The sequence below is a fragment of the Massilia genomosp. 1 genome (genome assembly GCF_011682185.1).
GTDB classification, from domain to species: Bacteria; Pseudomonadota; Gammaproteobacteria; order Burkholderiales; family Burkholderiaceae_D; genus Telluria_A; species Telluria_A rubra.
Window position 1 is genome coordinate 15,135 of sequence record NZ_WHJF01000026.1, and the last position, 18,877, is coordinate 34,011.

20 protein-coding genes are annotated in these 18,877 nt (G+C 65.3%); 6 read left to right on the forward strand and 14 right to left on the reverse strand.

Going from position 1 to position 18,877, the window contains the following annotated elements:
• Nucleotides 1-198: 198 nt before the first annotated feature.
• Complete coding sequence (gene xth / locus F1735_RS12095; RefSeq protein WP_167237161.1) at nucleotides 199-987, forward strand: exodeoxyribonuclease III; 789 nt, start codon at nucleotides 199-201, stop codon at nucleotides 985-987.
• Between the two features lie 16 nt (nucleotides 988-1,003).
• Here the strand turns inward: xth and F1735_RS12100 are convergent, their stop codons facing one another.
• Nucleotides 1,004-2,533 (reverse strand): slipin family protein, encoded by a 1,530-nt coding sequence (locus tag F1735_RS12100; protein WP_167237162.1) that lies wholly within the window; start codon nucleotides 2,531-2,533, stop codon nucleotides 1,004-1,006.
• Between the two features lie 598 nt (nucleotides 2,534-3,131).
• Between F1735_RS12100 and F1735_RS12105 the strand changes: the two genes are divergently transcribed.
• Nucleotides 3,132-3,671: a metal-dependent hydrolase gene (locus tag F1735_RS12105; RefSeq protein ID WP_167237163.1), complete on the forward strand. Its 540-nt coding sequence runs from the start codon at nucleotides 3,132-3,134 to the stop codon at nucleotides 3,669-3,671.
• Here the strand turns inward: F1735_RS12105 and F1735_RS12110 are convergent.
• Together F1735_RS12110 and F1735_RS12115 are read right to left on the reverse strand one after the other, a co-directional pair.
• Nucleotides 3,668-4,261 carry an NAD(P)H-dependent oxidoreductase gene (locus tag F1735_RS12110; protein ID WP_167237164.1) on the reverse strand — a complete coding sequence of 198 codons (594 nt, stop codon included), beginning with the start codon at nucleotides 4,259-4,261 and terminating at the stop codon, nucleotides 3,668-3,670. The genes F1735_RS12105 and F1735_RS12110 overlap by 4 nt on opposite strands.
• Nucleotides 4,262-4,318: 57 nt before the next feature.
• Nucleotides 4,319-4,717 (reverse strand): MerR family transcriptional regulator, encoded by a 399-nt coding sequence (locus F1735_RS12115; protein ID WP_167237165.1) that lies wholly within the window; start codon nucleotides 4,715-4,717, stop codon nucleotides 4,319-4,321.
• Nucleotides 4,718-4,902: 185 nt separating this feature from the next.
• On the opposite strand from F1735_RS12115, the gene F1735_RS12120 reads away from it, so the two are divergent.
• Entirely contained in the window at nucleotides 4,903-5,595 is a 693-nt protein-coding gene (locus tag F1735_RS12120) for a DUF1349 domain-containing protein (protein ID WP_167237166.1), read from the forward strand.
• Between the two features lie 29 nt (nucleotides 5,596-5,624).
• Here the strand turns inward: F1735_RS12120 and F1735_RS12125 are convergent, their stop codons facing one another.
• Nucleotides 5,625-6,023: a VOC family protein gene (locus F1735_RS12125; RefSeq protein ID WP_187364225.1), complete on the reverse strand. Its 399-nt coding sequence runs from the start codon at nucleotides 6,021-6,023 to the stop codon at nucleotides 5,625-5,627.
• Nucleotides 6,024-6,278: 255 nt separating this feature from the next.
• Here F1735_RS12125 and F1735_RS12130 point away from each other — a divergent pair, with 255 nt between their 5' ends.
• Nucleotides 6,279-7,532 carry a hypothetical protein gene (locus F1735_RS12130; protein WP_167237167.1) on the forward strand — a complete coding sequence of 418 codons (1,254 nt, stop codon included), beginning with the start codon at nucleotides 6,279-6,281 and terminating at the stop codon, nucleotides 7,530-7,532.
• 40 nt (nucleotides 7,533-7,572) lie between these two features.
• Nucleotides 7,573-9,387, forward strand: coding sequence for a DUF4153 domain-containing protein (locus F1735_RS12135; protein ID WP_167237168.1), 1,815 nt, complete (start codon nucleotides 7,573-7,575; stop codon nucleotides 9,385-9,387).
• Here the strand turns inward: F1735_RS12135 and F1735_RS12140 are convergent, their stop codons facing one another.
• From F1735_RS12140 to F1735_RS12170, 7 genes are read right to left on the reverse strand one after another with little or no spacing between them, the layout of a single operon-like run.
• Nucleotides 9,388-10,014, reverse strand: coding sequence for a hypothetical protein (locus tag F1735_RS12140; protein WP_167237169.1), 627 nt, complete (start codon nucleotides 10,012-10,014; stop codon nucleotides 9,388-9,390).
• A 22-nt stretch (nucleotides 10,015-10,036) separates the two neighbouring features.
• Nucleotides 10,037-10,708 (reverse strand): hypothetical protein, encoded by a 672-nt coding sequence (locus tag F1735_RS12145; protein ID WP_167237170.1) that lies wholly within the window; start codon nucleotides 10,706-10,708, stop codon nucleotides 10,037-10,039.
• Nucleotides 10,705-11,673, reverse strand: coding sequence for an MlaD family protein (locus tag F1735_RS12150; RefSeq protein ID WP_167237171.1), 969 nt, complete (start codon nucleotides 11,671-11,673; stop codon nucleotides 10,705-10,707). Before F1735_RS12150 ends, F1735_RS12145 begins: the two co-directional genes overlap by 4 nt.
• Before the next feature lie 25 nt (nucleotides 11,674-11,698).
• Nucleotides 11,699-12,508, reverse strand: coding sequence for an MlaE family ABC transporter permease (locus F1735_RS12155; RefSeq protein ID WP_373888508.1), 810 nt, complete (start codon nucleotides 12,506-12,508; stop codon nucleotides 11,699-11,701).
• Entirely contained in the window at nucleotides 12,509-14,749 is a 2,241-nt protein-coding gene (locus F1735_RS12160; RefSeq protein ID WP_167237172.1) for a RelA/SpoT family protein, read from the reverse strand.
• A 5-nt stretch (nucleotides 14,750-14,754) separates the two neighbouring features.
• Complete coding sequence (locus F1735_RS12165; RefSeq protein WP_167237173.1) at nucleotides 14,755-15,105, reverse strand: RidA family protein; 351 nt, start codon at nucleotides 15,103-15,105, stop codon at nucleotides 14,755-14,757.
• A gap of 8 nt (nucleotides 15,106-15,113) precedes the next feature.
• Nucleotides 15,114-15,995: an alpha/beta fold hydrolase gene (locus F1735_RS12170; protein ID WP_167237174.1), complete on the reverse strand. Its 882-nt coding sequence runs from the start codon at nucleotides 15,993-15,995 to the stop codon at nucleotides 15,114-15,116.
• Nucleotides 15,996-16,139: 144 nt separating this feature from the next.
• Between F1735_RS12170 and F1735_RS12175 the strand changes: the two genes are divergently transcribed.
• Nucleotides 16,140-16,934, forward strand: a complete 795-nt coding sequence (locus tag F1735_RS12175; RefSeq protein WP_167237175.1) for a 3-hydroxybutyrate dehydrogenase — start codon at nucleotides 16,140-16,142, stop codon at nucleotides 16,932-16,934.
• Nucleotides 16,935-16,976: 42 nt separating this feature from the next.
• On the opposite strand, the gene F1735_RS12180 is transcribed toward F1735_RS12175, so the two are convergent.
• The 3 genes from F1735_RS12180 to F1735_RS12190 are packed head-to-tail and all read right to left on the reverse strand — an operon-like array spanning nucleotide 16,977 to nucleotide 18,864.
• Nucleotides 16,977-17,153 (reverse strand): hypothetical protein, encoded by a 177-nt coding sequence (locus F1735_RS12180; protein ID WP_167237176.1) that lies wholly within the window; start codon nucleotides 17,151-17,153, stop codon nucleotides 16,977-16,979.
• A 59-nt stretch (nucleotides 17,154-17,212) separates the two neighbouring features.
• Nucleotides 17,213-18,346 carry a hypothetical protein gene (locus F1735_RS12185; RefSeq protein ID WP_167237177.1) on the reverse strand — a complete coding sequence of 378 codons (1,134 nt, stop codon included), beginning with the start codon at nucleotides 18,344-18,346 and terminating at the stop codon, nucleotides 17,213-17,215.
• On the reverse strand, nucleotides 18,343-18,864 hold the full coding sequence (locus F1735_RS12190; RefSeq protein ID WP_167237178.1) for a hypothetical protein: 522 nt from the start codon (nucleotides 18,862-18,864) through the stop codon (nucleotides 18,343-18,345). Before F1735_RS12190 ends, F1735_RS12185 begins: the two co-directional genes overlap by 4 nt.
• Nucleotides 18,865-18,877 lie beyond the last annotated feature (13 nt).

Sequence of the window (18,877 nt, forward strand, 5' to 3'; positions counted from 1 at the left end):
GAGGCCAGCAAGAGCGGCGCGGGTGCTCATCGCATATGGCGCTGTTGGTGGCGCCGGCGATCAGGCTATTCGTGCTGATAGTAGACGCCAGGGCGCCCGACTGATCCTGGCCCGGGCCTGCACGGCAGAGAGCTAACGTGCGGCGCTCGATGCGCATCTGCGGTCAAAATAGCATGACATTGACTTGACGGACCTCCCATGCGCATCGCCACCTACAACATCAACGGCATCGGCAGCCGCTTACCCGCCCTGCTGGAATGGCTGGAAGAAACCCAACCGGACGTCGCCTGCCTGCAGGAACTCAAGGCGCCGCAAGAAAGGTTTCCCGAAGCCGCCCTCAACGAGGCCGGCTACCAGGCGCTGTGGATCGGCCAGAAAAGCTGGAACGGGGTGGCGATCCTGGCGCGCGGCACGACCCCGGTGGAAGTGCGGCGCGGCTTGCCGGGCGACGACGCCGACGAGCAAAGCCGCTACCTCGAAGCGGCCATTGACGGCGTGCTGGTGGCCTGCCTGTATCTTCCCAACGGCAACCCCTGCCCCGGCCCCAAGTTCGATTACAAGCTGGCCTGGTTCGAACGCCTGATCACGCACGCCCAAGGGCTGCTGGCCAGCGGCGCGCCGGTGGTGCTGGCGGGCGACTTCAACGCCATCCCGACCGAGCTGGACGTCTATAAACCCGAGCGCTGGGTCAGCGACGCCCTGTTCCGCCCCGAAACGCGGGAAGCCTTCCATCGCCTGGTGGCGCAGGGCTGGACCGACGCGCTGCGCACGATGCACCCCGACGAGCGCATTTTCACGTTCTGGGATTATTTCCGCGATGCGTATGGGCGCGACGCCGGCCTGCGCATCGACCATCTGCTGCTCAGCCCCATGCTGGCCGGCGCGCTCGCGGCCGCCAACGTCGACCGCGACGTGCGCGGACGCGACAAGCCGAGCGACCACGCGCCCACCTGGATTGAACTGGACATGACGAAAATCACCCGCTGAGACTGCGGATGTATGCCTACGCGCCGCCCTTCAAGGGCGCCAATTGCTTGAGCAAGCCTTCCAGCCCGCCGTACACATTCAGATGCTCGATTTTCTCGGTAATCTTTTCGAGGGTTTCGAGTTCTTTCAGACGCAGCGCCACCGGATTGTCTTCCATGACTTTCGCGGTGTTCATCAGCGAACGGGTGGCTGCGGTTTCCTCGCGGCGCCGGATCACATTGGCCTGCGCCGCCTTTTCCGCTTCCACGACTTTGCCCAGGATCGCCTTGATTTCACCCGGCAGTATCAAGTCCTTGATGCCGAGCGAAATCATCGCGATGCCCAGCACGGCGGCCTTTTTCTGCATGTAGCCGAGAATCTGCTCGTCGGTGTCGTTTTTGTTCTCGAGCAAACCGTCCAGGGTGCGGCTGCCGATCGCGGCGCGCAGGGCGAACTGGATTTCCTTGTAAATGAAATCCTTGTAGTCGTTCAGCTTGGACGTGACCAGCTGCGCATCGGTAATCTGATAGCCCGCCGTGACATTCACGCGCAATTGCACCTTGTCTTGCGTAAGCATTTCCTGCCCCGTGACTTCGATCACGATCAGGCGCGTATCGATAGCCGTCATGGCCAGGCGCTTGCCGCCGTGCCAGTAAGCATAAAAACCAGGCTTCAGGGTCGCCTCGAACACGCCGTCCACATGGAACATGCCGACATGTTCCGATGGCACCTCGCACGTCGTCAGATACGGCTGCAGCAAGGCGCCCACCGCCGCATTGGCGCGCATGGCCGCGACGATATGGGCCGGCACCGGCAAGGGCGCGCCATCGAGCTCGATCAATTCGGCGCGCAACTGCCTGCTGGCCAGCGCTTGCCTGGCCGGCCCCGACACATGCACCAGCTGGTTTTTATCCCACCAGAGCGCCAGTTGCTTGCCGCCCGTTTCGACCGGAAACAGGTGTGCGCCGATAGCCGCATGGCCGCTGCCCAGAATCGACCTGACCACGTCTTTCGCTTCGAGCACCTGCGCTTGCAGCGAGGTCACCAGCTTGGTTTTTGGCAGCACGTCAAAGTAGGCATGGCGGCCCGGCGCCAGGAAGTCGGCGAACATGTCGTCGACGAACAGCATGCCGAACGACGCCGCCCCAATCGCGACCTGTTTGATGCACGCCACGGACACCCCGATCGGCAGGCGCGCCAGCCAGTCGGCCGGCACCGTCAGGTCGCTGCCGGCCCTGGCGCGCAAGACCTCGATCGGCAGGCCGTTTTTCCAGAACGCTTGCAGCGAATTGGGCGGCACCACATGCCGGGTTTGTCCGCTGATCACCAGCGCTACTTCATCGACGCCGGTGCGCACGATATCGAGGTGGGCCGCCAAGGTGGCGCCATGCATGTTGACCAGCCATTCCAGGTTGGGCACGTTGGCGGGAAAATCCGACAGGCTGAGCACCTGCAGGGTTTTCGAGGACGCCAGGAAGTAGCTGCCCGCGCCGAGGATCTTGTCGAATCCTTTTAGCGTGGAGAGCAGGCCGACCTGCCGTTCTTCTATCAATTTTCGCTGGAACATGGAGTATCTCGATAAAACCCTCGCGGCAGCCTTCCACGCAACCGGGCGGATGACGGTATCGGGATGGCGCTGCCGAATCGGGCCGGGTACGCCGGGTCATGCAGACCAGCCCAAGGCGCAGGATGATCGGGATAACCGTTGATACGTCGGTTTGAAACGCAGGGCCGGCGCCGGGTGACTGCCATGCAAAGCCGGGGCACGCTGTCGTTGCGCAATGCGGGGCCGATGGATTGACGCCGCGCGGCGCAGCAACCGGAAATTGGCCGCCTGAGGGATGCTGCTTAAGTGTTGCGAGAGTTTAGCCCGCACGAACCGGATGGTGAGTCCGGAAAAAACTACCGGCTGCGTCATCAGGAATCGAACCTGAGAAAGGCCGGATAATGCGGTACGCGAACGGTAACGCCGTCGCGCCAGCCTGGGCTCACGAGCCAGGACCGCTGCTTTATCCGGTGGCTTCCCCGCCATGGCAACGCCATCGAAGTATATCGCAAAAGCGATAACAAATTGCCATAAAGATTTATCTGACAAGCACTCCCGATAACACGGCGCCGCGTTATCATCTTGCCCGTCAATATCGACAACACTCCCGATGATTCCCATGCCGACCATTTTTTCGCACCCCGCCGTTCCCCTCGCAATCGGCCTGGCGCTCGGATCGCGCCGGATTCCGGGCCGCTTGCTGGCGGCCGGCATCGTGGCATCGATCGTGCCGGATGTCGATGTCGCCGGTTTGCACATGGGCATTCCCTACGCGAACGAACTTGGCCACCGGGGCGCATCGCATTCGCTGGCGTTCGCCATTGTGCTGGGATTGCTGGCGGCGGCCTTTGCGCGACCGTTGCGCGCGTCGCGCCTTGCCGCTTTTTTGTTCATCGCCGCCAGCGCCGTCTCGCACGGCCTGCTCGACATGTTCACCACTGGCGGGCTGGGCGTGGCGCTGGCCTGGCCGGTATCGGACGTGCGCCTGTTCTTCCCGGTGCGCGTGATCCGGGTCAGCCCGCTGACCATCAAGACCTTCCTCAGCGGGCGCGGCATGGTGGTGATCGTCTCCGAACTGCTGTGGGTATGGCTGCCGGCCGCGCTGGCCGGACTGGCGCTGTATTTTGCCAGCGGCAAGCAGGGAAAACGGCGGGCTTAAAGTGTGCCGGCCAGGGCGCGTGCCCGATCCAGCCAGGCGCTGCGTTTGTCAAGCGTGGAATCGAGAATCGGGCCGCAACTCAGGGTTGTTACCGGCGTAATGCCGCAAAACGCCAGCGTGGTCGTTTTCATCTGGCGAATCGCCGGCGCGCGGTACACCAGCCGGTAATACCACGGCGGCGTATCCATCGTCACCAACAGATGCGCGCTGCGCCCGCCAAGCAGCTTGGCCGGAAAGGCTTTGCCCTTCTGGTATTTGAAGGCAAAGCCGGGCAGCATGACCCGGTCCAGAAAACCCTTGAGCAGCGCCGGAATGCCGCCCCACCAGACCGGAAATGCGAACACCAGGTGATTGGCCCAGCTTATCGACTCCTGCGCTTTTTTCAGATCGGGCTCCAGTTCCTGCACCACCTTGTAGCCATGATGCAGGATCGGATCGAAGGCGATCTGGTCCAGGGCCAGCACCCGGACCTCGTGCCCGGCCTGCCTTGCCGCTTGCGCGTATGCCTGCGCCAGGGCACTGCCAAAGGTGCCGTCCGACGCGTGCGCAGCGATCACCAGAACCCGTTTTGCCCCTGTCTTGCCGCCCATATCATGCTCCTGAAAAATGAATTTCAGGAAGTATGCAGCTTGTCCCATGGGGCAGAGTCAAGGGCCTGGCAGCCTGTCGACGCAATCGGCCAGGGTCGACGGCAGCGGCGCGGCCAGGCAGGCGCCGATCTCGGCGCCGACCTCGCCCAGCGCGCGTTCAAGCTCTTGCAAACGCGCCACCTCGGCGGCTACCTGTGCGCGGCGCTGCTCCACGAGCACCAGAAGCCGCGCCCAGTCGGGCGTACCCTGCACCGCGACCAGGAGCGGCCCCATCTCGGCCAGCTTGAAACCGAGCGCCTGCACCTGGCGGATCAACCGGACCTGCTGCAGGTGCTGCTCGGAATAGACCCGGTAAGTCCCCTTGCGGCCCACCTTGCCCAATAATCCCAGGGATTCATAAAGCCGGATTGCCTTGGGCGAGGCCTTGGTCCGGCGCCCGAGTTCGCTGATATACATGCTGGCCTGTCGATGATGGAATGAAAGAAACACGGCAGCAGTGTATCCCCGACGGCGGCCGAAGGCACATATTGACAAGGCGGAAGCGAGCATGTTACCTTCGAAAAAGTAATTGGAAGCGATTCCAATCACGCTTTGGCACGCCGCCGAGCGCGCCCCACCCTCACCACAACGGGAAACCCGATATGAAAAGCGGTCCGGCATCGGTAGTTGGAACAATCGCATTGGCGGCGGCCGTGCTCGCCCTGCAAGCACAGGCAAGCGCCCCCATCCAGGGCGAGGTCAAGCCGGCCATCGCCACACTGCCATTTGCGCTCGACATGCGCGTCGATCCGGGCGCGGCCCAGGTGCAAGCCGGGACGCTGGTACTGGTGGCCAAAAAAGGCACCGACCTGTACGCCAATACCGACGGCAGCGAGATGGCCGACAACACCCCGCGCGTCCTGTTCCAGCCCGTTGGCGACTTTATCTTTTCCGCCAAAGCCGCGGCCGGCTTCGGCAAACCCTTCGACGGCGCGGCGCTGATTGTGTACGGCGACAAGGCGACCTGGGGAAAGCTGCTGTTCGAACTGGCCAAGACAGGCAAGCCAGGCATTTCCACCACGGTGGCCAGGGGCGCGGGCGATGACGCTCACCACGGCACCCGCGAAGGCAGCGAGGTCTACCTCAAGGTGGTGCGGCGCAAGGACATGTTCGTGTTCTACACCTCGCCCGACGGTCGCAGCTGGAGCATGGTGCGCGCCTTCAGCCTGCCGGGCGCGGCCACCGTCAAAGTCGGCTTCTCGGCGCAGTCGCCGATGGGCGAGGAGTTTCGCGCCCGCTTCTCCGACATCAAGTTCAGGAATGCGACGTTCAAGGACTTCTGGCAGGGCGAATAAGCAAGGCCGGCCTTCGCCGGCATTGCCCCTCATGCATCGGCGGCCGTCCAGACCAGGTTCCACAGGTGGCCATCGAGATCCTCGAAGCCCTGGTCGTACATGTTGCCATGATCCTCGGGCGCGTGCGGGATGCGCGCGCCGGCCGCAGCGGCCCTGGCGATCAGGCTGTCGACTTCCTGCGCGCTCTCGCAGCTCAGGCAAATGATCACCTCGTTGGCCTCCAGCGCCCGTGCCACGGGCTTGTTGGTAAAGGAAGCGAAGAAGTCCTCGGTCATCAGCATGGCGTGGATGCTGCCGTCCACGATGTTCATGAACGCCGCGCTGTCGCTGCTCATCGCCGGATTGAAGCCAAAGCCAAGTGCCGCAAAGAATGCCTTCGACTTGCCCAGGTCCCTGACCGGCAGGTTGAAGATGATCTGTTTGTTCATGATGTCTCCTTAGTGAAAAGTGATCGCAACAAGCGTGCTGCATCCCGGCGACGAACGGGCTGGCGCAGCTTCGACACGCGCGAAGAAAAACCGCTTGTTCCGGCCAATATTGTTGCAAAAAAGCCAAACAAGATTCCCGGCAATTCTTGAGCATATGCAACATGTATAATCGCACCCCTCGATGCCCTTTACTCAACATTAGTTTTTATAGTTGACCGAAGATATATATATAATGACAAAAAAAGGATGACAGCGATGCGGATGCGACTACTTGGATTGATTTCGGCGACGGCCCTGACTGCATGCGGCGGCGGCAGCGATGCGCCACCGGCGCCAACGCCGGCGCTTCCCACGGTCCCCGTCGCACCGCCGGCGGTGACGCCCGTCGTACCGCCGGCGCCAAGCGAGCCGACCCCGGTTCCCGTCACACCGACGCCGCCCTTGACGCCGATTCCCGTCCCGGGGCAGCTGATCGACCCGCCGCTGACCGTCATCCCACCAGTCGCCGTGCCGCCGGTTCCAACGCCGACGGTGCCGACGCCGCCGGTCCTGATCCCGACCCCGCCGACCCCGATGCCTCCCCCGGTCACGCCACTGGCAAGCGGCGGCCCGTACACCCTGCCGGCCCGCAGCGTCGGCGATTTTGCCACCTACACCGATGTGACGATGGGCTGGAAAGTGTCCGTCACCCAGCGCATCACCAAGGTCAACGCCGACGGCGGCTGGGAAAACGCCGATTCGGTCAGCCAGGAAAAAGGCGCGCAAACCATCGAGGTGTTCGATGGCAAGGGCGGCATGCGGTCCACCAATTCGTACGCCGCCTGCACCGCCACCTACGCACCGGCCGCCATGCAGGCGCCGTACAGCGCAGCGGTCGGCGACAGCTTCGACTTCGCCAGCACCATGAGCATCCCATGCTCCAAGGAAGAAACCTCGCGCGCCCTCACCAGCAAGGGCAAGGTGGTCGGTATCGAAAGCAAGACTGTTCCGGCGGGCACCTTCTCCACGCTCAAGATCGTGTCCAGCGAAACCAATCTGGACCTGCGCACCGCCAACGTCTATGTTAACTACTGGGTCGAAAAAACCTGCTGGCGCGACATCATCACCGGCTTGATGGTGGCATGCAACACCTCGACCACGTCCAAAGGTTCCGGCGACGTCAGCTTCTCCAGCACGACCGAGCTGGTCAGCTACGGACAAGCCTCGACCAACCGCGAATACCTCGATCCGATCCGATTTGCCGGCCCGTGGAGCGGCAACTTCGGCGCCTGGTACGGCGCTTGCGACCTGAACATCGGCTTCACCGGCGTGATCACCGGATCGTGCAAGGCAGCTGCGCGCACGACGGCGGTGACGGGCAGCGTCGACAAGGCCGGCGTGGTCACACTGAACATGAGCGTGGCCGGCGGATCGAGCGACACCCAGTCCGGCCAGGCCGCCCTGTTCGACATGAGCGGCCAGCTGGCCGGCGCCGCCGCACCAGGCGCCTGGACGCTCAAGCACAAGTAAGCGCGGCCTTTTCCCGACCCGCGATCACGCTCAAGCCATCATGTCGACCTCCCCTGCCGTTGCCATCCCGGAAACCTCGCAATCTGTCGGCCTGGCGCGCGCCGCCATCGGCGTGCTGCAGGGCTTGTTCCTCTACCTGCTGTTCCAGGAGGGCGATCTGTTCTCCCCGCACATTCGCCCCTTGGCGCTGCTGATCGGCGCGCTGGTGCCGGTGCTGGCTATTTCCAGCCTCGGCCACCTGCGCCCCAAGCTGCTCGGCCTCTGGTGCGCACTGGCGGCGAGCGTGCTGGCCGGCATCGGCTGGCACACCGCGTGGCGCGAAACGCCTGTCCTCCACGCTACGGAGCGGATGTCGGGATGGCCGGGCATGCTGCCGCTGGTCTTCTTTTTCTGCGTGCTGATCCTGTTCATCGGCCACTCGCTGGTGCTGGCCGCGGCCCACGACCGGGGCCGCCTGGCCAGCTACGCCACCCATTTCGACATCGCCTGGAAGCTCTTCATCCAGCTGGTGTTTTCCGCCTTCTTCACCGGCGCGCTGCAACTGGCCATGTGGCTCGGCGCGACCCTGTTCGACCTCGTCAAGATCAGCTTCTTGTCGGAGCTGATGAAGTCATCGCTGTTCGTCTCCCCACTGCTGTGCTGCGCTTTTGCCTGCGCCCTGCACCTGACCGATGTGCGGCCCGCGATCGTACACGGCATCCGCAACCTGCTGCTGGTGCTGATGTCATGGCTGCTGCCGGTGGCCACCTTGCTGATCGGCGGTTTTGTGCTGTGCCTGCCGTTCACCGGGCTCGATGCGCTGTGGGCCACGCGCCACGCCACCGTGGCCCTGCTGGCCGCCGACGCGCTGCTGGTGGTGCTGATCAACGCCGCCTGGCAAAACGGCGGGGTCGGCGAGGCCGTGGCGCGCCTGGTGCGCCTCTGCGCGCGCATCGCCTGCGTGCTGCTGCTGCCGCTGACCGCCGTCGCCACCTATGCGCTGGCCCTGCGCGTGGGCGACCACGGCTGGACGTCGGACCGCATCTTCGCCGCCGCCGCGCTGCTGGTGGCGAGCTTTTACGCATTCGGTTACCTAGCAGCCGCCATCGACAAAGGGACGTGGCTGCGCCGCGTGGCGCCGGTCAACCTGGGCGCGGCGTATGCCGCCATTGGCGTGCTGACGGCGCTGATCTCCCCGCTTGCCGACCCGGACCGGATCGCCGTCAACAGCCAGCTTGCGCGCCTCGAGCGCGGCGCCGTCAGCGCCGACAAGTTCGACTACTACTTCCTCAAGTCGGCGTCGAAGCGCTACGGCGCCGCCGCCCTGCTCAAGCTCACGCAAGGCAAGACCGGCGCGCAGGCGGCGCTGGTTGCGCAGCGCGCCAAAACCGCACTCGAAACACCGGACAACGGCGAGCGCTTCGTCGAACAGCACACCGTCAAGCCGGTCGAGCAATTGAACGTATGGCCGGCGGCGGCGCGCTTGCCGGCCGGTTTTCCGCTGTCGGGCTGGAAGCGCGCCGGCGACGTTCCCAATTGCCTGTTCGAGGCGAAAGCACTGTGCGATGTGTTCCTGATCGATTTCGACGCCGACGGCAAGGATGAACTGCTGTTCGTCGGTGTCGGTTCCTATACCTCGCCGGCGGTGTTTGCCGAATCCGCCCCGGGCAAATGGACCGTCATCGCCAGACTGCACAGCATGGCGCGCTGCCCGCAGTTTACCGAGCGCCTGAAAAAAGGCGATTACAAGCTGGTGGCGCCGCGCACCCGGCAGATCGAAATGGCTGGCGTGCCGCTGCAGTTCGATGCCACCGGCCCGGGCGACTTCAAGTCCTGCGCCCAGCTGGGCGGCGCCGGCGCGGCGTCCGAGAACTGATCAGCGGCGGCGCCGGCTCCAGGCATAGCCCAGCAGTGCCAGCAGGCCAAAAGCGTTCAGGGCCACACTGGCGGTGGCCAGCGTGGTCAGCTTGCCGGTGGCGGCGTCGCCGGCCTGGGCGTTGGCCTGCATCCTGAGCATTTCGGTGCGCACCCATTCGAGCGAAGTCGGTTCGAACGGGGTCGCCTCGCCCGCCGTGAGCGCAACGCCGTCAAAAGCCAGTTCGACCAGATGGTCCTTGGTCAGTTGCAGCGGCAGCTTGAGCACCAGTTCATCCTTGACGCAGCCGTGCAGGTGCAGCGCGGCATCGAGCTTGCCGGCCGGCGCCACGAAGCGAAAGCCCACCGGCATGCCGGCGCCGCCGGCGTCGGCCAGGCTGGCGTTCTCGAACAGCAGCATGTCGCCGTTGATCGTCAAGCCCACCGAGCATGCTTCGCCCGGCTTGAAACCCGGCGCGGCGGCCGGCGCGGTAGCCGGCGCCTTGACCACCAGGTCGATCCAGCCATGCTCGTGCGCCAGCAGATAGTCACGCCGCGCGTCCGGCATCTCCTTGGCGTTGCAACCGGTGTTCGATAACAGCACGGCCAGCATGCTCCATTTGGCCATGCTGCGCAGGGATTGATTCATACAGCCTTTTTAGTGAAGAAAATCAGGGCGCCGGCGGCGGCGTGGCGCCGGCCAGGTCGATGCGGCGCTGCAGGCGGGCCGCCTCCAGCGTGTCGCCGGCGGCCTGGGCGCGCTTGAGCGAGACGCCGAGCCACATCAAGAGCGGCCTGCGCCAGCCTTGTCCGGATGCGGTATCGGTGGCGAGCGCGATGTCGGCCGGCGCAATACGCGCCTGGCGCATCAGGACGCCGGCGGCGACCAGGCGCGCCAGCGGGTCGGCGATGGGCGCCAGCACGCTCTTGCCGTCGCCCGCCCGCGCACTGGCCACCAGCGCGCGATGCTGCTCGGGCAACAGCGCCGCATCCAGGCCGTCCCAGCGCCCGGCGAGGTAGGCGGCATAGGCGCGTTCGGCCGGGGTGGCGTCCTGCGCCAGGGCGTCGAAGGCGGGGCAGCTGTCGTATTCCATGCTGGCCACGCGCGTAGCGCAGCGCACCAGCTCCGCATGCGCCACCAGGTCAGGGCGGCCGGTGCTGGCCATCTCGGCGCGCGCACGCGCGAATTCGGTGGCGGCGATGCCGCTCTCGCCGCGCAGGTAGGCGTCGCTGAAACTGGCCAGCGCGCTGCCGGCGTTGCCCTTCCAGGCCGGCGGCGGCGGATTGCTGCCGCAGCCGGCAAGGACGGCTGCGGTCAAGGCGATGAGGTAGATGGTCTTCATGGCAGTTTCAGCTCCGTCTCGCGTGCAAAGGGCCACTTGCGGTTGATTTCATCGATCAGGCGCGTCACCTTGCGCAGGCTGGCGTCCACCTCGGCGCGCAGCGCGCCCAGGTCCTTGGTCGCCACCTTGGCGTTGGCGCCCACCGCCTGCGCTTCGACCAGCACCGCATCGACCTTTTTCAGGCTGTTGCTGGCATCCTTGAGCACCACCTGCAACTGCACGATGGCCAGCTGCGCCTCGTCCATCACGCCCTGCTTGCCGAACACGCGCTGGTCGGCCTTGAGCAGCAGCTGGTCGACATGTTCGAGCGTTTGCAGCAGTTTCTTGGCCTCGCCCTCGCTGCCCAATGCCGTGCCGAGCAAACCATACTTGCCCGACAGGCGCCCGGTCGCCGCCTGGATGTTGGCCAGGCTGGTATTGATGGCCGAATCGCTGCGCGTCATGTTTTCCAGGTTTTCCAGCAAGGCGCGCGCGCTGGCGACCAGGCGCGGGATCTCGGCGGCGGTGTCGCCGCGCAGCACGGTGCGCACCGAATCGGGCGGCAGCACCGGATCGCTCAGGATGCCGGAAAACGCCTTGATGCGCGTGTCCCCCACCAGGCCCCGTTCGACGGTAAACACGCTCGAGGTCTTGAGCCATTTGGCGTCCTTGCGCGGCACGTCGACCAGGATCCGCACCTTGCCGTCGGGCGCGAGCTCCACGCGCTGCACCCGGCCGACCGGAAAGCCCGAAAACGTCACGTCCATGCCGGGGATGACGCCGTCCGAATCCTCCGACAGCAGCACCAGGCGCTGGGTGCTTTCGAACACGCCGCGCGCGTACATCACGTACAGCAAAAAGGTGATGATCAGGGCGCTCATCAGCACCAGCAGCACGACCGCCTTGACTTCCACGTTGGCGACCGCCTCGGCCGGGGCGTCGTCCGGGTTGGCCGGATTGAGCGCATTCTCACCCTGTTGACTCATCTTCGATTCCACTTGTTTGTTCCACCTATATGTATTTGACGGCCAGCGAGCCGGCTTCGATCAGCAGCAGCACGAACAGCAGGCGCACCGCGCCCGGCTGCACCGTGGACGAGGAGGTGCGCCCGTAGCGGTGGGCCTCGAGGATCGCGGCGCTCGGAATGACCGCCACCGACAGCCCGAAGAACACGGTCTTGAGCACGAAGCCCACCGTCACCGCCGGATTGAAAATGCGCCCCACCGTGCGCGTATAGTCGCCCAGGCCCCACGGCGAGAAGCCGTACACGCTGGTGTAGGCCAGCACCAGCACGATCACGCTGCTGACCATGGCCAGGGAGAGGACCGCGAAGGCATTGGCGATCACCTGCGGCACCAGGTCCTGGCGCAGCCGGTTCTGGGCCTGGCGCGAACGGGCGGGCGTCGATGCGGCGGCCAGCGCCAGCGCGTCGCCGGCGTTGAACGCCAGGCCCGCGCGCAGCGCCACGAACATGGCGGCGGTCAGGGGAATGAGTTCGAGCACCAGCACCCGCACCACCATCTCGAGCGCGTAGCGCGACAGGCCGTAGCTTTGCGAGGTGACCACCACCACCCGGATCAGCACCAGGCTCACCAGCGCCGCCAGCAAGGTAAACCACGGCAGCACCTGCCAGGTGCTGGTGTAGATGTAGCGCGACGTGGCCAGGCGGTTGGTGCGGTTGTAGGTCGAGGGCGAAAACGCCATCACCAGCGCGACCGCCCCCAGGTACACCATATACCACCAGCTGAAAAAGAAGCGCCAGGCGTGGCGCCCCCATTCGCGCGGCTTGGAGTAGAGGAACGACTTGGGCAGGATCACCACTTACTGCCGCCGCGCTTCTTGTACACCGCCTACCTCCATGATCGCGCCCAGGGCTTTTCGCAGCTGCGCGGTCGAGCCGATTTCGGCGGTAAACGTCATGCGCGCCTGTCCCTTGGCGCTTTGGGTATTGACGCCGATGACGTTGATTTTCTCGCGCGAGAACACTTCGGAGATATCGCGCAGCAGGCCCTGGCGGTCGCCCGCCAGGATGAACAGGTCGACCGGATAGACCGTGTCGTGCCCGGCGCGGCCCCAGTCGGTCTGGATCACCCGCTCGGGCGCCTTGGCGCGCATTTCGGCGAAGTTCTTGCAGGTGGCGCGGTGGATCGAGACGCCCTTGCCGCGCGTGACAAAACCGACGATGCCGTCCGGCGGCGCCGGTTTGCAGCACTTGGCCAGCGCCGTCATCAGGCCCTCGGTGCCGACCACCAGCACGCCCGACTTGGCGCCCTGCTCCACGCTCGACGCCCGGCTTTTACCGAGCACCACCGCGTCTTCCGGCACCACCACCTCGCCGGTGTCGTGCAGCGCCTGCTCCACGTGGCGCAGGCTGAATTCTTCCTTGCCGACCGAGATGAACAGATCGTCGACCTTGGCGAAGCCCAGCTTGTGCGCCAACTGTTCCAGGTTGACGGCGGTCTTGCCTTCGCGCTGGAGCGATTTTTCGACCAGGGCGCGGCCGTGCGCCAGCGTCTCTTCCAGGTCGATCGCGTGGAACCAGGCGCGCACCTTGGCGCGCGTGCGCGTGCTGACCGTGTAGTCGGCATTGAGCCAGTCGCGCGACGGGCCGGCGCTGCCGGAGGCGCGACTGGCGGTGATGATCTCGCAGGTCTGGCCGTTTTTCAGCGCGGTATTGAGCGGCACCATGATGCCGTCCACGCGCGCGCCACGGCAGCGGTGCCCGACTTCGCTGTGCAGGTGATAGGCAAAGTCGATCGGCGTGCCGCCCACCGGCAGTTCCAGCACGCGCGCCTGCGGCGTGAGCACGAAAATGCGGTCGTCCAGGGTGGTCGACTTGAGCTTTTCGACCCACTCGCGCTGGATTTCCTCCTGCCCGACGACGGCGTCGGCGACGTCGGTCTTCCAGGCCAGCAGCTGGCGCAGCCAGGCGATCTTCTCGTCGTAGGCCTGGCCCTTGAAGTTCGATCCGCCCTCTTCCTTGTAGCGCCAGTGCGCGGCGATGCCGTACTCGGCGAAGTTGTGCATCTCCTGGGTGCGGATCTGCACTTCGAGCGGACGGCCGTCATCGGCCGTGACGACCGTGTGCAGCGACTGGTAGCCGTTCGACTTGGGGCGCGAGATATAGTCGTCGAACTCCTTCGGGATCGGGGTCCAGATATTGTGGACCACGCCCAGCACCGTGTAGCAGGTCTTGTCGTCGGCCACGATCACGCGGAAGGCGCGCACGTCATAGAGCTCGTTGAAATCGAGCTCCTTGCCGCGCATCTTGCTCCAGATGCTGTAGATATGCTTGGGCCGCCCGAACACTTCGGCCGTGATGCCGGCGGCCGCCAGTTCGTTCTGCAAACGCACAATGGCCGACTGCACGAAGCCTTCGCGCATCATGCGTTTTTCTTCGAGCATCTTGGCGATGCGCTTGTAGGTATCGGGCTCGATGAAGCGGAACGACAGGTCTTCCAGCTCCCACTTGAGCTGCCAGATACCGAGCCGGTTGGCCAGCGGCGCGTACAGGTCGAGCGTTTCGCGCCCGTAGGCGCAGGTCAGGTCGTCGAAGCGCTTGATGTCGGCAAAATAGCGCAGGGTCGTCACGCACGAGGCCAGGCGCACCAGCACCACGCGCATGTCGGTGGCCATCGCCAGCAGCATCTTGCGCAGGGTTTCGACCTGGGCCACGGCTTGCTGGGCCGCGTTCTTGCCACGACCGACCGTCTGATGGCCGACCGTCATGTCGCGCAGGCGGATCAGCTGGCGCACGCCGGTCACGAGGTCGGTCGCCTCGCGCCCGACCCGCGCTTCCAGGCCCTCCACCGCTTTCGGATCGAGCACCGTCAGCTCGAACATCAAGCCGGCGATGCGGGTTTCGGCATCGCTTCGCAAATACGCCAGGGTGCTGGCCACGCCGACCGCGAAATCGAAGGCGTTCTGGCCCGAGGCGCAGGCCATGTCCTTGTAGGCCTCGCCCGCATACGCCAGCGCGCTTTCGACGCGCGCGCAGTCGTCCGGACTGAGCCCCTGTACCAGTTCGGCCGTTGTGCTGCCGAGTGCTGCAATCGAGACCATGCGGCTTAGCGCAGTGCTGCGGTAACGACGATCTCAACCAGGCATGCGGGATCGGCCAGCTTCGATTCGACGGTGGCGCGCGGCGGCGTGTGGCCGGATGCGACCCATTCGTCCCAGACCGCGTTCATGCCGGCGAAACCGGCCATGTCGGCGATGAAGATCTGGCACATCAAGATGCAGCTCTTGTCGCTGCCCGCTTCGGCCAGCAGGCGGTCGATGTGGCCCAGCACTTCGCGGGTCTGGCCCACGATGTCGGCGGAGGTGTCCTCGGCGATCTGGCCGGCCAGGTACACCGTGCCATTGTGAATCGCCACTTCGGACAAGCGTTTTCCTACGTGCAGTCGTGTAATTTCCATAATGTCTTTCAAGTACCAATCAAAAATTGTCGTGCGATGGCGATCTGGTCGTCGTGAATAAAGGTCGGGGCATGGCCCACGTTGGCGATCTCCACCAGCGTGGCGCGCGGCCCGCGCGCGGCCATGCTGGCGGCGGTGGCGCGCGAGAGCAGGTCGGAATGTTCGCCGCGCACCAGCAGGGTCGGGCAGGCGATGGCATCGTAGGCGGCCCACAGCATGGCTTCATCGGCCCGCGTACTCTCGGGCGTGGCCGAGCGAAACGGCAGCGCCAGGCCCATGTCGTAGTGACGCACCCACTGGCCGTCCGGCTCCTGGCGCAGCACGTCGCTGGCCAGCTTGCGCCATTGCTCGTCGGTGTGCTCGCCGAACGACTGCGACACCTCGCGCACAAAGCGCGCGGCCGCGTCAAAGGTCGCAAAGCGCAGCTCCTGGCCGATATAGTCGCCGATGCGCAGCAGCGCCGCCGGGTCGAGCGTCGGGCCGATATCGTTCAAGACCAGTTTGCGCACCGGGGTGCCGGGCAGCGAGGCCAGGGCCAGTCCGATCAGGCCACCCATCGAGGTGCCGAACCAGTCGACGCCATCCTCGCCATTGCCCTCGGTGACGCGCGCGATCAAGGTCACCATATCGCTCACGTACTGCGGCACGCGGTAGAACTGCGGGTTGGCCAGGCGCCCGGAGCGGCCGCGCCCGACCACGTCCGGCGCCACCACGCGGTAGTGACCGGCCAGCGCGCGCGCCAGGCTGTCGAAATCGTCGCCCACGCGCGTGACGCCATGCACGCACACCAGCACGCGCGGATTGGCCGGGTCGCCCCACTCCTTGTAGGCCATCCGGTGCAAGCCGGCGGGCGACAGGCACTGGACGAACTTGATTCTTGCTTCGATCATGCCGGCTCCTGGTTAGGCGTTATCAAGGCCGCCACTGTCAATCAGATGCTTTCATTTTCCCTGATATGCTTCTTTCCCTACTGCGGGTCCCCTGCGTTTAGAATTCTACATCATCCCCCCCAAACTCTTTCTGTAGAGGACACAATGAAATCAGGTATGTTGAGCGGTAAAACCGCGCTGGTCACCGGTTCGACCTCGGGCATTGGCCTGGGAATGGCGCGCGCGCTGGCCCGGGAAGGCGCCAACATCGTGTTCAACGGCTTCGGCGACGCCCAGCAGATCGACCAACTGCACACCGACCTGGCGCGCGAATGCGGCGTACAGACGGCGTATCACAACGCCGACATGTCGAAGCCAAGCGAGATCGACGCGATGATGCGGTTCGCGACAGACAAATTCGGCGGCGTCGATGTGCTGGTCAATAACGCCGGCATCCAGCACGTGGCCAATATCGAGGATTTCCCGGCCGAGAAGTGGGATGCGATCATCGCGATCAACCTCACCTCGGCCTTCCACACCACGCGCCTGGCGCTCCCAAGCATGAAGCACAAGAACTGGGGCCGCATCATCAACCTGGCGTCGGTGCATGGCCTGGTCGGCTCGGCCCAGAAATCGGCCTACGTGGCGGCCAAGCACGGGCTGGTGGGCTTTACCAAGGTGACCGCGCTCGAGAGCGCCGGCACCGGGGTGACCTGCAACGCCATCTGCCCCGGCTGGGTGCTCACGCCGCTGGTGCAACAACAGGTGGACGCGCGCGCCGCCAAGGACGGCATCGGCAACGAGGAGGCCAAGAAGGCCCTGCTGGGCGAAAAGCAGCCCTCGGGCGAATTCGTCACGCCCGAAGAACTGGGCGCGCTGGCCGTGTTCCTGTGCAGCGCGGCCGGCAACCAGGTACGCGGCGTGGCCTGGAACATGGATGGCGGGTGGGCCGCGCAATAAGTGCGGCGCGCCTTCAGGAAGCAGGCGGCGTGCCGGGCGAGCTCAATCGCCAGCCGGTGTCGCTTGCTCCTTGTCTTTATCGAGGTGATGCCCGAAACCGTTGAACAGCAGGTACGGGCCCACCGACACCAGCAGCCACCACCACCGATGGCTGCAGGCTACCCAGGCCCAGCATCCCCAGGCCCACAGAACCAGCGCGAATTTGAGTACCCGGTACATGAAGCTCCCTGAAGGGACAATGGTTGCAGCACCAGGTCGCCCGCGGGCGGCGCGCAATGCTACTTGGCGGCGATCGCCGCGCGCGCCGCGCCCAGCTTCGCGTTCAGCGCCGCATAGGTGTACTGGTCGGCCTTGTCCGCGATGACCAGCTTGCCGTTCTTCACGCTCAGCTTGCCCTGCCGCGCCGCCGCGAAGTCCAGGATGTTCCGGTAGCCTTCGATCACGCCATCGTGGGCCTTTTCCAGCTGCGCCAGCTTGACCAGCACCCGCCCCACCTCGCGCGCCAGATCGTCCAGTGCCTTACTCTCGAACGGCATGTCGATCTTGTTCAGCTCATCGTCGTTCTGCTGCGCGTCGGCCTTGAGCGCCTGAAGATAGCGGCCCATGGCCAGTTGCAGGGCCTCGACCTTGCGCTGCCCTTCGCCGACCGCCTTGGCCGACACCAGATTGGCCGGACGCAGTACCGCGCCCCAGTCCAGTTCTTCGAGTGTCTGGTCGAGTACACGGGTGGCGCGCGCATTGCGCAGCGCGGAGTCGGCGTGCGCGGTCATCATCTGCTCGATCGGCGCCACCTTGCTTTTCGAGTAGGGGCCCAGGGCAGGGTCGCTATAGGCGGCGCGCGCGCGCATCAGGCGCACTTCGTCGAGCATGGATGCGCTCGCCTGCTTGATCAGCTTTTCCTGGGACTCGGCCGCCCACGCATTGGCCGCCTGTTCGATCTCCGGCCGGGCCGCCGCAACGGTACTGGCCAGCAGCAGCGCCGGCGCCGATGCGTTGAAGGCGACCACGACGTCCGCCTGCGGCGCGTCGGCGCGCGCGATCAGGGCGCGCTGGCCGGGCAGCGTTGCATACGCCTCGCTGATGCTGCGCGCGCCGCCTGGGCTTACATGGCGCGCCAGCACGCGCAGAATCAGGTCTTGCTGGCGCTCGGCAGCGGTATTGGCGAACAAATACGCGAACAGCGCGTGCTGCGAGGCGCGCAGCGCGGTGTTTTCCCGCACCGCCGCCTGGAGGATGGTTTCGCCCTTGACCACTGCCAGCATGCGACGCATTTCCTCCAGCTGCGAGGAACTCAAGGCAGGCGCCGCCGCGAGCGGGGCCGCCGCGCTGGCGACGCCCATCGGAGCGAGGGGCAACAGCGGGGGCAAGAGCAGGGCAAGCAGCAGCGTCGTGCGGGTAACAGGTTTGCTCATTGCGATGATGGCTTGCCTGACGGGACGGTCAGGGTGGCGCCAGCCTTGTCGCGTTTGGCCGCCGGGCCGCAGGCATCGGAATCGTAGCGCAGCGCAACCGCGTAGGTTTCGTCGGAATAGCGGCTCACCAGCAGGCTTTGCGAGGAGTCGTAGGTGGCGCCCTTGGCGCGGTCGGTGAAGCACACTTCCAGGTCTTCGATGCCGTCGTTGTTGATGTCGGCGCGGCGCACCACGCGCAGCTGGTACAGCCAGCGCTCGCCATCGAAGGTGACCACGTCGTCGCCGCTGTTGGTGGGCAGCATGCCGAAATCGGCGAAGGTGCGCAGCTCGGGCGTGCGGCGCGCGGCCAGCGAACTGCGTACCGAGGCCAGGTCGAAATTATCGGCGAGGAAGCGGCCCAGCTCGAGCTGGGGGAAGAACGAGGTCACCGACTTGGGCGCCGGCTTCGCCTTGGGCGCCGCGTGTACGATGGCTGGTGCGATGGCGGCAACGAGCAGCAGATGACGGAGTAGTTTCATGGCGGGTATCCCA

Coding starts and splice junctions, on each gene's coding strand:
- xth (WP_167237161.1), top strand. CDS start 199: ATGCGCATCGCCACCTACAACATCAACGGCATCGGCAGCCGCTTACCC.
- F1735_RS12100 (WP_167237162.1), bottom strand. CDS start 2,533: ATGTTCCAGCGAAAATTGATAGAAGAACGGCAGGTCGGCCTGCTCTCC.
- F1735_RS12105 (WP_167237163.1), top strand. CDS start 3,132: ATGCCGACCATTTTTTCGCACCCCGCCGTTCCCCTCGCAATCGGCCTG.
- F1735_RS12110 (WP_167237164.1), bottom strand. CDS start 4,261: ATGGGCGGCAAGACAGGGGCAAAACGGGTTCTGGTGATCGCTGCGCAC.
- F1735_RS12115 (WP_167237165.1), bottom strand. CDS start 4,717: ATGTATATCAGCGAACTCGGGCGCCGGACCAAGGCCTCGCCCAAGGCA.
- F1735_RS12120 (WP_167237166.1), top strand. CDS start 4,903: ATGAAAAGCGGTCCGGCATCGGTAGTTGGAACAATCGCATTGGCGGCG.
- F1735_RS12125 (WP_187364225.1), bottom strand. CDS start 6,023: ATGAACAAACAGATCATCTTCAACCTGCCGGTCAGGGACCTGGGCAAG.
- F1735_RS12130 (WP_167237167.1), top strand. CDS start 6,279: ATGCGGATGCGACTACTTGGATTGATTTCGGCGACGGCCCTGACTGCA.
- F1735_RS12135 (WP_167237168.1), top strand. CDS start 7,573: ATGTCGACCTCCCCTGCCGTTGCCATCCCGGAAACCTCGCAATCTGTC.
- F1735_RS12140 (WP_167237169.1), bottom strand. CDS start 10,014: ATGAATCAATCCCTGCGCAGCATGGCCAAATGGAGCATGCTGGCCGTG.
- F1735_RS12145 (WP_167237170.1), bottom strand. CDS start 10,708: ATGAAGACCATCTACCTCATCGCCTTGACCGCAGCCGTCCTTGCCGGC.
- F1735_RS12150 (WP_167237171.1), bottom strand. CDS start 11,673: ATGAGTCAACAGGGTGAGAATGCGCTCAATCCGGCCAACCCGGACGAC.
- F1735_RS12160 (WP_167237172.1), bottom strand. CDS start 14,749: ATGGTCTCGATTGCAGCACTCGGCAGCACAACGGCCGAACTGGTACAG.
- F1735_RS12165 (WP_167237173.1), bottom strand. CDS start 15,105: ATGGAAATTACACGACTGCACGTAGGAAAACGCTTGTCCGAAGTGGCG.
- F1735_RS12170 (WP_167237174.1), bottom strand. CDS start 15,995: ATGATCGAAGCAAGAATCAAGTTCGTCCAGTGCCTGTCGCCCGCCGGC.
- F1735_RS12175 (WP_167237175.1), top strand. CDS start 16,140: ATGAAATCAGGTATGTTGAGCGGTAAAACCGCGCTGGTCACCGGTTCG.
- F1735_RS12180 (WP_167237176.1), bottom strand. CDS start 17,153: ATGTACCGGGTACTCAAATTCGCGCTGGTTCTGTGGGCCTGGGGATGC.
- F1735_RS12185 (WP_167237177.1), bottom strand. CDS start 18,346: ATGAGCAAACCTGTTACCCGCACGACGCTGCTGCTTGCCCTGCTCTTG.
- F1735_RS12190 (WP_167237178.1), bottom strand. CDS start 18,864: ATGAAACTACTCCGTCATCTGCTGCTCGTTGCCGCCATCGCACCAGCC.